This window comes from Brevundimonas sp. (assembly GCF_032055285.1).
Taxonomy (GTDB): domain Bacteria; phylum Pseudomonadota; class Alphaproteobacteria; order Caulobacterales; family Caulobacteraceae; genus Brevundimonas.
Window position 1 is genome coordinate 388,183 of record NZ_DAMBRE010000004.1, and the last position, 11,488, is coordinate 399,670.

At 64.3% G+C, this 11,488-nt stretch carries 19 protein-coding genes; 1 reads left to right on the forward strand and 18 read right to left on the reverse strand.

Annotated elements, in window-relative coordinates; all coding sequences use genetic code 11:
• Positions 1–5 precede the first annotated feature (5 nt).
• From rpsN to rpsJ, 15 genes are read right to left on the reverse strand one after another with little or no spacing between them, the layout of a single operon-like run.
• Positions 6–311 (reverse strand): 30S ribosomal protein S14, encoded by a 306-nt coding sequence (gene rpsN / locus RTY13_RS12325; RefSeq protein ID WP_207826417.1) that lies wholly within the window; start codon positions 309–311, stop codon positions 6–8.
• A 19-nt stretch (positions 312–330) separates the two neighbouring features.
• On the reverse strand, positions 331–891 hold the full coding sequence (gene rplE / locus RTY13_RS12330) for a 50S ribosomal protein L5 (RefSeq protein ID WP_312783782.1): 561 nt from the start codon (positions 889–891) through the stop codon (positions 331–333).
• Entirely contained in the window at positions 891–1,199 is a 309-nt protein-coding gene (rplX, locus tag RTY13_RS12335; protein ID WP_312783784.1) for a 50S ribosomal protein L24, read from the reverse strand. Before rplX ends, rplE begins: the two co-directional genes overlap by 1 nt.
• A gap of 2 nt (positions 1,200–1,201) precedes the next feature.
• Positions 1,202–1,570: a 50S ribosomal protein L14 gene (gene rplN, locus RTY13_RS12340; RefSeq protein ID WP_021698481.1), complete on the reverse strand. Its 369-nt coding sequence runs from the start codon at positions 1,568–1,570 to the stop codon at positions 1,202–1,204.
• A gap of 18 nt (positions 1,571–1,588) precedes the next feature.
• Complete coding sequence (gene rpsQ / locus RTY13_RS12345; RefSeq protein ID WP_105563640.1) at positions 1,589–1,831, reverse strand: 30S ribosomal protein S17; 243 nt, start codon at positions 1,829–1,831, stop codon at positions 1,589–1,591.
• 10 nt (positions 1,832–1,841) lie between these two features.
• Positions 1,842–2,039, reverse strand: coding sequence for a 50S ribosomal protein L29 (gene rpmC, locus RTY13_RS12350; protein ID WP_207826400.1), 198 nt, complete (start codon positions 2,037–2,039; stop codon positions 1,842–1,844).
• Positions 2,039–2,476, reverse strand: a complete 438-nt coding sequence (gene rplP / locus RTY13_RS12355) for a 50S ribosomal protein L16 (protein ID WP_292083341.1) — start codon at positions 2,474–2,476, stop codon at positions 2,039–2,041. Before rplP ends, rpmC begins: the two co-directional genes overlap by 1 nt.
• Before the next feature lie 6 nt (positions 2,477–2,482).
• Entirely contained in the window at positions 2,483–3,226 is a 744-nt protein-coding gene (rpsC, locus tag RTY13_RS12360; protein WP_312783787.1) for a 30S ribosomal protein S3, read from the reverse strand.
• Positions 3,226–3,606: a 50S ribosomal protein L22 gene (rplV, locus tag RTY13_RS12365; RefSeq protein WP_312783789.1), complete on the reverse strand. Its 381-nt coding sequence runs from the start codon at positions 3,604–3,606 to the stop codon at positions 3,226–3,228. The genes rpsC and rplV overlap by 1 nt, the downstream gene beginning before the upstream one ends.
• Positions 3,607–3,609: 3 nt before the next feature.
• A complete protein-coding gene (gene rpsS / locus RTY13_RS12370; RefSeq protein ID WP_184272436.1) occupies positions 3,610–3,888 on the reverse strand; it encodes a 30S ribosomal protein S19 in 279 nt (92 codons plus the stop codon).
• Positions 3,889–3,890: 2 nt separating this feature from the next.
• Complete coding sequence (rplB, locus tag RTY13_RS12375) at positions 3,891–4,727, reverse strand: 50S ribosomal protein L2 (protein ID WP_312783791.1); 837 nt, start codon at positions 4,725–4,727, stop codon at positions 3,891–3,893.
• 4 nt (positions 4,728–4,731) lie between these two features.
• On the reverse strand, positions 4,732–5,037 hold the full coding sequence (locus RTY13_RS12380; RefSeq protein WP_105563633.1) for a 50S ribosomal protein L23: 306 nt from the start codon (positions 5,035–5,037) through the stop codon (positions 4,732–4,734).
• Entirely contained in the window at positions 5,037–5,675 is a 639-nt protein-coding gene (gene rplD, locus RTY13_RS12385; RefSeq protein ID WP_312783793.1) for a 50S ribosomal protein L4, read from the reverse strand. The genes RTY13_RS12380 and rplD overlap by 1 nt, the downstream gene beginning before the upstream one ends.
• Positions 5,675–6,406 (reverse strand): 50S ribosomal protein L3, encoded by a 732-nt coding sequence (gene rplC, locus RTY13_RS12390; protein ID WP_292083344.1) that lies wholly within the window; start codon positions 6,404–6,406, stop codon positions 5,675–5,677. The genes rplD and rplC overlap by 1 nt, the downstream gene beginning before the upstream one ends.
• Before the next feature lie 23 nt (positions 6,407–6,429).
• Positions 6,430–6,735: a 30S ribosomal protein S10 gene (gene rpsJ, locus RTY13_RS12395; RefSeq protein WP_105563630.1), complete on the reverse strand. Its 306-nt coding sequence runs from the start codon at positions 6,733–6,735 to the stop codon at positions 6,430–6,432.
• Positions 6,736–7,321: 586 nt separating this feature from the next.
• On the opposite strand from rpsJ, the gene RTY13_RS12400 reads away from it, so the two are divergent.
• Positions 7,322–8,071 (forward strand): porin, encoded by a 750-nt coding sequence (locus RTY13_RS12400; protein WP_312783796.1) that lies wholly within the window; start codon positions 7,322–7,324, stop codon positions 8,069–8,071.
• Positions 8,072–8,234: 163 nt separating this feature from the next.
• Here RTY13_RS12400 and RTY13_RS12405 read toward each other — a convergent pair whose 3' ends face one another.
• The 3 genes from RTY13_RS12405 to RTY13_RS12415 form a co-directional block, all read right to left on the reverse strand.
• On the reverse strand, positions 8,235–9,131 hold the full coding sequence (locus tag RTY13_RS12405) for a GIN domain-containing protein (RefSeq protein ID WP_312783798.1): 897 nt from the start codon (positions 9,129–9,131) through the stop codon (positions 8,235–8,237).
• A 102-nt stretch (positions 9,132–9,233) separates the two neighbouring features.
• Positions 9,234–10,160, reverse strand: coding sequence for a transcriptional regulator (locus RTY13_RS12410; protein ID WP_312783800.1), 927 nt, complete (start codon positions 10,158–10,160; stop codon positions 9,234–9,236).
• Positions 10,157–11,308 carry a GNAT family N-acetyltransferase gene (locus tag RTY13_RS12415; protein ID WP_312783802.1) on the reverse strand — a complete coding sequence of 384 codons (1,152 nt, stop codon included), beginning with the start codon at positions 11,306–11,308 and terminating at the stop codon, positions 10,157–10,159. The genes RTY13_RS12410 and RTY13_RS12415 overlap by 4 nt, the downstream gene beginning before the upstream one ends.
• Positions 11,309–11,488 lie beyond the last annotated feature (180 nt).

The following is an 11,488-nucleotide window of genomic DNA, read 5'->3' on the forward strand; positions in this document are numbered from 1 at the left end:
TCCCCTTACCAGCTCGACTTGGTCAGGCCGGGGATCTGCCCCAGGTTGCCCAGTTCGCGCAGGGCGATCCGGCTCATCTTCAGCTTACGGTAGTAAGCACGCGGGCGGCCCGTGACTTCGCAGCGGTTGCGAATGCGGGTCGGCGCGGAGTTGCGCGGCAGCGAGGCCAGCTTCAGACGAGCGTCGAAACGCTCTTCCAGCGGCAGGCTCTCGTCGTTAGCGGTCGCCTTGAGGGCGGCGCGCTTCGCGGCATACTTCGCAACCAGGGCCTTGACGGCTTCGTTACGGTTTACGGCGCTTTTCTTAGCCATTGTTCTCTTCCCTTCCCGATCAGTTCTTGATGAACGGGAAATTGAACTCGGTGAGGAGAGCCTTGGCTTCCGCATCGGTCTTGGCCGTGGTGCAGACAACGATGTCCATGCCCCACATCTGGTCGATCTGGTCGTAGTTGATCTCGGGGAACACGATGTGCTCCTTCAGACCCGTGGCGTAGTTGCCGCGACCGTCGAACGAGGTTCCCTTGAGGCCGCGGAAATCCTTCACGCGCGGCAGCGCGATCGTGATGAAGCGGTCCAGGAATTCGTACATTTGAGCACCGCGCAGCGTGACCTTGCCGCCGATGACCATGCCTTCGCGCAGCTTGAAGCCGGCGATGGAGTTACGGGCCTTGGTCGGCACAGCCTTCTGACCGGCGATGGCCGTCAGGTCCTTGAGGGCCATGTTGACCTTCTTGGAGTCTGCGACAGCTTCACCGACACCCATGTTCAGGACGATCTTGTCCAGCTTGGGGATCTGCATCTCGTTGGTGTAGCCGAACTGCTCTTTCAGGGCGGCGCGGATGCGCTCCTGATATTCGGTCTTGAGACGCGGCGTGTACTTGGTGTCAGCCATTAGATGACGTCTCCCGTGGTCTTGGCGAAGCGAACCTTGGCGTCGCCTTCGACCTTGAAGCCGACGCGGGACGCCTTGCCGTTGGCGTCGGCGATCGCGACGTTCGACAGGTGAAGCGAGGCTTCCTTGTGCTTGATGCCGCCTTGCGGGTCAGCCTGGGTCGGGCGCGTGTGGCGCTGAACCATGTTGACGCCTTGCACGACGACGCGGTTTTCGGTCGGCAGGACCTTCAGCACCTGGCCGGTGCGTCCCTTGTCCTTGCCGGTCAGGACGACGACGTTGTCGCCCTTCTTGATCTTGGCGGCCATGGTTACAGAACCTCCGGAGCCAGCGAGATGATCTTCATGTGGTTCTTGGCGCGCAGTTCGCGCGGAACCGGGCCGAAGATACGCGTGCCGACCGGCTCGTTCTGCTTGTTGACGATGACGGCGGCCGACTTGTCAAAACGAATGACCGAGCCGTCCTTGCGCTGGATGTCCTTGGCGGTGCGAACGACGATGGCGCGAACGACGTCGCCCTTCTTCACGCGACCGCGCGGGATAGCTTCCTTCACCGAGGCGACAATGGTGTCGCCCACCGAGGCGTAGCGGCGCTTCGAGCCGCCCAACACCTTGATGCACATGACCCGGCGAGCGCCCGAATTATCGGCGACCTCCAGGTTAGTTTGCATCTGGATCATAGGATCCGATCCTTTTCTTTAGGAAGCCGAGGCGGGGGAAACGACTTCCCAACGCTTCAGCTTGGACTTGGGGGCGCACTCGACGATGCGTGCGACGTCGCCGACTTTGAGGGCGTTGCCCTCATCGTGGGCGTGGTACTTCTTGGACAGACGGACGATCTTTTTCAGGACCGGGTGCAGCAGAGTGCGCTCGACCTTCACGACGACCGTCTTGTCGCCCTTGTCGGACACGACCACGCCTTCAAGAATACGTTTGGGCATAGGTGTTTCCTTAACCCGCCGCGCGGTTCGCACGCAGAAGCGTGGAAATACGGGCGATGTCCTTGCGCACTTCCGAGACCCGGTGGGTCTTTTCCATCTGGCCGGTGGCGGCCTGGAAGCGCAGGTTGAACTGTTCCTTCTTGAGCTTCAGCAGCTCGTCGGCCAGTTGGTCGGGGGTTTGAGCCCGCAGATCAGCGATCTTGGTCATTACGCGGCTTGCTCCATAACGATGCCGGCGTCCAGGCGGGTGACCACCTTGGTGCGGACCGGCAGCTTGGCGGCGCCGAGGCGCAGAGCTTCGCGAGCCACATCGTCCGGCACGCCGTCGATTTCGAACAGGATACGGCCCGGGTGGCAGCGTGCGGCCCAATGGTCCACGGCGCCCTTGCCCTTACCCATCCGGACTTCAGCGGGCTTGCCCGTGACGGGCAGATCCGGGAAGACCCGGATCCAGACGCGGCCCTGACGCTTCATCTGACGCGTGATCGCGCGGCGAGCCGCTTCGATCTGGCGAGCAGTGATACGCTCGGGTTCCACCGTCTTCAGGCCGTAGGAGCCGAAGTTCAGCGAGAAACCACCCTTGGCCGAGCCATGGATGCGGCCCTTGAAGGCCTTGCGGTACTTGGTCTTTTTCGGTTGCAACATGGCCTATCAGCCCTCACGACCACGGCGCGGACCGCGATCACCGCGGGGGCCGCCACGGCCTTCGTTGGACGACGGACCCGAGGCTTCCTGGGCCCAGCGCTTGTCCTGAGCCATCGGGTCGTGCTCGAGCACCTCACCCTTGAAGACCCAGACCTTCACGCCAATGATGCCGTAGGTCGTCTTGGCTTCGTAGAAGCCATAGTCGATGTCGGCACGCAGCGTGTGGAGCGGCACGCGACCTTCGCGGTACCATTCCATACGAGCGATTTCGGCGCCGCCCAGACGGCCCGAGACGTTGATGCGGACGCCCTTGGCGCCGAGGCGCATGGCGGACTGCATCGAACGCTTCATGGCGCGGCGGAAGGCGATACGGCGTTCCAGCTGCTGAGCGATGTTTTCAGCGATCAGCTGCGCGTCGGTTTCCGGCTTGCGGACTTCGACGATGTTCAGGTGAACTTCGCCTTCGGTGCGAGCCGAGATGTCCTTGCGGAGCTTCTCGATGTCAGCGCCCTTCTTGCCGATCACGACACCCGGACGGGCGGCGTAGATCGTCACGCGGCACTTCTTGTGCGGACGCTCGATGATGATGCGCGACACGCCGGCAGCAGCCAGACGTTCCTTCAGCCACGTACGCAGCTTCAGGTCCTGGTGCAGCAGGCGGGCGTAGTCGGCGCCGCCGGCGAACCAGCGGCTGTCCCACGTGCGGTTCACGCCAAGGCGCAGACCGACCGGATTGATTTTCTGTCCCATCAGGCGGCCTCGCCGGCTTCACGGACCACGATCGTGATCTCGCTGAACGGTTTCAGGATGCGCGACGAGCGACCACGAGCACGGCTCGCGAAGCGCTTCATCACCAGGTTCTTGCCCACGAAGGCCTCGGCGACAAACAGGTTGTCGATGTCGAGGTTGTGGTTGTTCTCGGCGTTCGAGATCGCCGAGTACAGGACCTTGCGGACGTCGCCAGCGATGCGCTTGTGGCTGAATTCCAGCTCGTTCAGCGCCTTCTGGACCGGCAGACCGCGGATCGAAGCGGCCACCAGGTTCAGCTTTTGAGGGCTGATGCGAACGTTAACCAGCTTGGCGCGGGCCTCAGTGGCCTCGACGCGACGGGCGTTTTTGGACTGGGCCATGGATTACTTCCTTTTGGCCTTCTTGTCCGCCGCGTGACCCGGGAAGTTCCGGGTCGGGGCGAACTCGCCAAACTTCATGCCGACCATGTCTTCGTTGACCATCACCGGCACATGCTTTTGGCCGTTATGGACACCGAAGGTCAGGCCGACAAACTGCGGCAGGATGGTGGAGCGACGCGACCAGGTCTTGATCACATCCTTGCGGCCCGACGTTTGAACGGCGTCGGCCTTCTTGAGCAGATACCCGTCGACAAACGGGCCTTTCCAGGAGGAGCGGGCCATTCTTAGCGAGCCTTCTTCACGTGGCGAGTACGGATGATGAACTTATCCGTAGCCTTGTTCTTGCGGGTGCGGGTGCCCTTGGTGTCCTTGCCCCACGGCGTAACCGGGGTACGACCACCAGAGGTCCGGCCTTCACCACCACCATGCGGGTGGTCGATCGGGTTCATGGCGACGCCGCGAACGTGCGGACGCCAGCCCATGTGACGAACGCGACCGGCCTTGCCGAGGTTCTGGTTCATGTGGTCGGGGTTCGACACCGCGCCGACGGTGGCCATGCAGGAGTCCAGGACCATGCGCAGCTCGCCCGAGCCGAGACGGATCTGGGCGTAGCCCTGATCGCGGCCGACCAGCTGGGCGTAGGCGCCGGCCGAACGGGCCAGCTGAGCGCCCTTGCCCGGCTTCATCTCGATGTTGTGGATGATCGTACCCACGGGCATCGAGCGCAGCGGCATGGCGTTGCCCGGCTTCACGTCGACCTTCTCACCGGCGACGACGACGTCGCCAGCCTTCAGGCGTTGCGGAGCGATGATGTAGGTCTTCTCACCGTCGGCGTAGGTCACCAGAGCGATGAAGGCCGTACGGTTCGGGTCGTATTCCAGACGCTCGACCGTACCGATGGCGTCGAACTTGCGACGCTTGAAGTCGATCTTGCGATACAGGGTCTTGGCGCCGCCGCCGCGGAAGCGAACAGCGATGCGACCGCCCTGCCCGCGACCGCCCGACTTGGTCAGGCCTTCAACGAGCGACTTCTCGGGACGGCCCTTGTGGAGCTCGGACCGGTCGACCAGCACCAGGGCGCGACGGCCCGGCGACGTCGGATTGTAGGTTTTCAAGGCCATCGTCTTAGAGCCCCGTCGTGACGTCGATCGACTGGCCGTCAGCCAGCGTCACGATCGCTTTCTTGATGTCCACGCGGCGACCGAGGATGCCCCGGAAGCGCTTGGTCTTGCCCTTTTGAACCAGGGTATTGACCTTGAGGACGTTGACTTTGAACAGGCTTTCGACCGCAGCAGCGATCTCGTCCTTGGTCGCCGTGCCGGCGACGCGGAAGACGACCTTGTTCTGTTCCGACAGGATCGTGGCCTTTTCCGTGATGATCGGAGCCAGGATGGTGTCGTAGTGCTTGGCGGTGGGTTGAGCGGCGGCCATTATGCGGCTTCCTTCTCAGCGAAGCGCGCCTCGATGGCTTCGACAGCCGCCTTGGTCAGCACCAGTTTGTCGGCCCGCAGGATGTCATAGACGTTCAGGCCGGCGTTCGGCAGGACGTCGATGTGCGGGATGTTGCGAGCGGCCAGGCCGAAGTTCGTGTCGACTTCCGGACCCGCGATGATCAGGGCCTTGGTCCAGCCGAGCTTGCCGAAGGTCTCGCGCAGCGAGGCCGTCTTGACTTCCTTGACCGAGACGCTGTCGACCACGACCAGGTCGCCGGCCTTGGCCTTGGACGACAGGGCGTGACGCAGAGCCAGGGCGCGGACCTTCTTCGGCAGCGAATAGCCGTGGTCGCGAACGACCGGACCGAAGGCGCGCGAACCGCCGACGAACTGCGGAGCACGGCGCGAACCGTGACGAGCGCCGCCGGTGCCCTTTTGCTTGTACATCTTCTTGCCCGTACGAGAGTTCTCGTTGCGGGTTTGAACCTTGTGCGTGCCGGCGCGGCGCTTGGCCAGCTGCCAGTTGACGTAACGGGCCAGCAGGTCGCCGCGGATGTCGGAGATGCCGAAGACGGCTTCCGACAGCTCAACGTCGCCAGCAGCCTTGCCGTCGAGTTTGATGACCGAGAGTTTCATTACGCTTCACCGCCTTCATTGGCTTCCACTGCCGGAGCAGCAGCAGCCGGAGCAGCAGCCGACTTCACAGCGCCCGGGAACGGGGCTTCAGCCGGACGAGCCTTCTTAACGGCGTCGCGAACCTTGACGTAGCTGCCGTCGTGACCCGGGACAGCGCCCTTGATCAGGATCAGGCCACGCTCGGCGTCCACGCGGACGACGGTCAGGTTCTGCTGGGTGACGACTTCCTGGCCGTAGTGGCCGGCCATCTTCTTGCCCTTGAAGGTCTTGCCCGGGTCCTGACGCTGGCCGGTCGAACCGTGCGAACGGTGCGACAGCGAGACGCCGTGCGTGGCGCGCAGACCGCCGAAGTTCCAGCGCTTCATGGCGCCGGCGAAGCCCTTACCGATGGTCTCGCCCTGGATGTCGACCTTCTGGCCTGCCAGGAAGTGATCGGCCGACAGCTCGGCGCCCACGTCCAGCAGAGCATCCGCGTCAACGCGGAACTCGGTCACATAGTGCTTAGGTTCGACCTCGGCCTTGGCGAAAACTTCGCGCTGAGCCTTGTTGGTGTTTTTTGCCTTCTTGGTCCCGGCGCCCAGTTGCAGGGCGACGTAGCCGTCCCGCTCTTGAGTGCGCTGACCCACGACCTGACAGCCATCCAGCTGCAGAACCGTGACCGGGATGTGCGCGCCGTCTTCAGCGAAGACGCGCGTCATACCCAGTTTCTTGGCGATCACGCCCGTACGCATGTCGGATCCCGCCTCTTTCTTTCTTAAATCTTGATCTCGACGTCCACACCGGCCGACAGGTCGAGCTTCATGAGCGCGTCCACGGTTTGCGGGGTGGGGTCGATGATGTCGAGCACGCGCTTGTGCGTGCGGATTTCAAACTGCTCACGCGACTTCTTATCGACGTGCGGCGAGCGGTTCACGGTGAACTTTTCGATCAGGGTCGGCAGCGGGATCGGACCACGAACGGTCGCCCCGGTGCGCTTGGCGGTGTTGACGATCTCGCGCGTCGAAAAGTCGAGGACGCGATGGTCGAAGGCCTTGAGCCTGATGCGGATGCTTTGATCCATATCGGTTGTTATTCCCAAGCGGTCGGAACCGCGTCCCTGTGAACCATTTCAAAGACCAGAGCCTCGGGGCGACGCCCCCAGGAAACGCAAATCCGCAAAAACGATCGGCCCACGCAGTAACCTGCGAAGGCCGTGAAATCCCAAGAATTCTGCAAAGAACAGCAACTTAGGTCGTTCCTGCGAACCGCGTCTGCACCCGAAGATGCACAGCCGGTCCAACAAGAGTGGTGCTTATGCCCGCCGATTCCGTTTTCGTCAAGCACGGAAACCGTGGCGTGGCGGGGCTTTGCGACTCTTCGGCCCGATCGCCGACCGCCTCTTTATATACAGGTCACGAAGATGATTTCAGGGCCATCCCCTTAACGCTTGAGGCCAAAGCTTGACCACATGACGGGGCCGTTAACCCTCCGCCGCAATATGGCTCCACCTCGCGACGCAAACGTGCCGCAATGCGTCACCCATCGGCAACATCGGCCCCAAACCACTGAAATATGACAAGTTCGTAACGGCAAAACGACAAAGCGGGGCCTATCTTCCCCTTGCCGCCAAGGTGCGAACCCGGCGGCGCATAAAAAGGATAATCATAATGAAAACCGTCTTCCTCGCTTCGGTCGCCGCCGCCACCCTGATCGCCGCTCCGGCCTTCGCTCAAGACGCCGTCGGCTCGGCCGGCATCGGCTACGTCAACACCGACGCTGAAGGCTTCAAGACCGACGGCGCTCAACTGGACGGCGTCGGCGCCTTCCAGGTCGCTCCGGAATGGACCGTGACCGTCAACGGCGCCGTCAACTATGCTGACAGCGACTTCGGCGACGACACCACGGCCGCCGCCGCCGCTCACCTGACCAAGACCTTCGGTTCGGACCTGCGCGTCGGCGGCTTCGTCGGCGTCACGGACCTGGGCGGCGACGAGACCTTCTCGGTCGGCGCTGAAGTGCAGAAGTACCTCGCCTCGGCCACCCTGACCGGCCTGGTCTCCTACACCGACCTGGACGGCGCTGACGCCTGGACCGTCGGCGGCGACGCCGCCTACTACGTCAACCCGTCGTTCCGCCTGAACGCTGGCGTCTCGTACACCAACGTCGACGCCGACCTCGGCGAAGCTGACGTCTGGGCCTACGGCGCCGGCGCCGAGTACCAGTTCGCCAACAGCCCGTTCAGCGTCAACGGCTCGTACCAGCGCGTGTCGACCGACTTCGCCAACGTCGACGTCGACGCCGACGTCTTCATGGTCGGCGCTCGCTACAACTTCGGCGGCACCCTGCAGTCGCTGGACCGCGCCGGTGCCAACCTGGGTCGCACCCTGGCCGGCCTGCCGGGCCTGGCTGGCTTCTAAGCCGCCCACCCATCTTCGACCCTACAGTCGAAGCAAGGAGCCCCGGCGGAGCAATCTGCCGGGGCTTTTCTGTGCGCGCCCTCCAGGCGCCGCACGCCGCGCAGCAAAAAGGCCCGGGGGGTTCCACGCTCCCGGGCCTTCTTCCGTAGCAGGGCGGGTCGGATCAGCGTCCGACGCGCACCTCGCCCGAACCGACGATCGAGCGCGACACCACGCCCGTCACTTCGCTCACCCGCACGTCGCCCGATCCGGCGATCGAGGCGTCCAGGCTGGCCGCGGTGCCGTCAAAGCGCACATTGCCCGAACCGGCCACGGCCACATCCATGCTGGTGGCGCGACCGCCCCTGATGGTCACGTCGCCGGACCCGCCGATGGAGACATCCGCAGGACCATTGATGCTGGCGACAGCAATGCTGCCCGAACCGCCGACATTGGCTTCCAGCGCGCCTGTCGCCCCGGCGAAGATCGAGCCCGAGCCGCCGACCGACGCGTCCAGAGCCTGCGAGGTTCCGGCGCGCACCGTGCCGGAGCCGCCCACGCCGATGTCGAGGCGGCCATCGACATTGGCCACGGTCCAGTTGCCGCAGCCCCCGGCGCCCAGCTCCACGGAGCGCGCGCCCCGGCCCACCGCGCCATAGACGCCGCTCCCCGATTCCACATCCACGTCACGCGGGGTGCGCAGCACGATCAGCGGCGCGTCCTCCAGGCGAATGCGCCCCTTGCCGCGCAGTTCGACCGTCGCGCCCTCGCCCGGCTGACGGGCGTCGGCCCGACCGTTGTTGCACTCGCGAATGCTGTCGTTGCTGAACTGCATCATGCTGCGGCGGCGGCCCAGACCGCCGTCGATGCGGACCTTGTCGCCGCGGCGCTCGACCGTCAGTTGCGGCAGGTCGGCCGAGCCTGGCGTGATCTCCACCGCAATATCGGCGCGGTCTTCGGGAATGACGACAACGCGGGCCACCGCATTGCGGATTTCAGCCTCCTGGGCCGCAGCGGGCTGGGCGGCGGCGATGGCGGCCAGCACGGCGGCGGAAGCGGCTGCGTAAACGGCGATCTTCATGACGGTGTCCCTCTCCTGATCTGCAGTGAAGGTGAGCCTGAGAGGCCCTCAAGTCATTTTAAATCGAGGTCATGAAGTCCTTGTAAGAATGGAGCTTCGCCGTCAGCGATTCAGGACACCCGCACCATCGGCGACCCCGACCTCTGGCTGGAAGTCGCGCTCGAAATGGGCGATCCGACTTTTCAGCGCCCCCATGCGACGCAGCAGGAGCGACGCAGCCCAACGCGCCGCCAACTCCCCCTGCCCCATCAGATCGGTGAAGCGCGGCGAGCCGCCCCGGCTGCGCATGACGGCATTGGTGTAGAGCGCCCCGTTGCGGAACCGCGACGGCCAGGTCTGGAAATCCATCGACAAGGAGACACAGAACCGGTCCAGATTTTCCACCCGGTGCGGCGCATACAAGGGCCAGGTCAGGGCCTGCCCCGGCTCCAGATCGATGATGCGCGCATCCTCCTCGAAGGCCAGGGTATAGGGCAGTTCCTCGGTCGTCTGACGCGCCACGACCTGCTCCATGTTCCGCTCGGGCAGATGCGCCTCGTCGCCCGGATAGACGAAGATCCGCTTGCGGCCGCGCAGGTGGAACAGCACCACCCCCGCCGCGTCGAAATGATAGGGCACCCGCGCCTTGGGCGACGACAGGATCAGCTGGCCCGCGTTCGTGACCGCCTTCATTCCCGGATAGGTCGCCTGGATCTGGGCGAACTCAGCCATCGCCGCGGCCCATAGTTCAGGCCAGCCGGTTTCGACGCCGCGCAGATTGACCCACAGCCGGCCCTGCTGGATCGCCTCCAGCAACTGCCCGCCGTCCAGCCGACCGCGCACGCCGGTGCGCAGCGAGACCTGCCCTTCGTCGTCATAGTCGTACAGGTTGATGTCGAACAATTCAGCCGGATAGCGGTCCAGAACCTCCGCCAGGGCGGCGTCCTCGGCGAAGCCCTGGGCTATAAGGCTGTGCGGATGAACCGCCGCCTCAGCGATCGGACCTGGATAGCGTGTGCCGCGTTCGGACATGGTGATGCTCTTCCTCATGACGCCGCCTGACGCGTCCGCGCCTTGGACAAGGCCGTGCGGGCGGCCAGGGCCGCGCCTCTGAACCGGTTAAGACCACTGGTCTCACAAGCTTCAATAGCGTTCCAGCGTCGCCTTACGCTGGCGCGCAACTTCTCCGCCCTGGCCTCTCCGGCCGCGAGCCTGAGTAGTCCTCCAGCCGTAGCGCCCAAGGCGCTCGGCAGGCCTGGCCGCAGAACCACAGCCTCCGTAACCGGCTGAAGCTTGTCGCAGAAGTAGCGCTTGTAGGCCTCGCCGCCGAAGCCGTAGTCGAACTCTCGGTAGCCCTGTTCGGCTCCCAAACGCATGGTCTCCATGCTCAGGATGATCCCAGGAGAGCACCGCGCCAAGGCCGGCACATAGGCGGGGAACCAGAAGTGGAAGCGCTCACCCGCGTGCAGGGAGTATTCCAGGGCGCAAACCCGCCCCCCCGCGCGCAGCACAGCGATCGAGGCCCCGAAAGAGTCAGTCTTGGCCGCCATAAGGGCGTGCAGAAGTTCCCTCGTCCAGCCGCAAGCGAAGACATCGTGCCGGCCGGTTCGACGATACTGCTCCCGCTTGAGAGCGATTAGCTCGTCCAGAAGACCATGGTCGCGCAGACCGATCTCTACCACCACCTCGCCGAACTCGGTCGCCATGCTGCGACGCGCGCGCTCCTTGTCCTTGAAGTATTTCCCAAAGGCCTGACGTCGCTGGGCGTACCAGGCCTCATAGCCGCCCCCTTCAGGAATGGCTGTGCGGATGCTCTCGCCCCGGATCCCGGCTGCGGTCGGCCCCACCCAGCCGTTGACGCTGAAGCGGGCGCCATTCAGCAATCGCGCAGTGTCCGCCATATCTGGCGTCTCGCCCTTGGGGCCGATGACCCCGTGATAGTCGTTCATCGGCGCCGCAATCGGTTGAACCGCCCCCCCCCTCCGTTGAAAGGGGAAGTAGCCGACAACCGTGTCTCCACGCCGAAAGACAGCCATGGCCGAAGCCGGACTGATGCCCGCAGCGATCTCGGCGAACTCCACGCAGAAGTAGGGACTGGCCAGGTCCGGATCAGCAGCCTGCCAGGCGCGCCACTGGGCTCGCTCGTCGACCGTGAGGCTTTCAAGCTTGCGAATATCGACTGTCAGGGCCTGGGACATGGCGCTCCTTGTGAATGGAAGCCGCCAGCAAGCGGCGTTCCACAGGCTTGGCTTTAGCCCCGGCTCGTTTCGACACAGTTTACGCGCACGCCGGGATCGTCGCCTGCCTGTCCAGGCGGCTTGTAGGCCGCATGCAGAAACGGCCCCCGGATTGCTCCGGGGGCCGCTCTGTACGCTTTA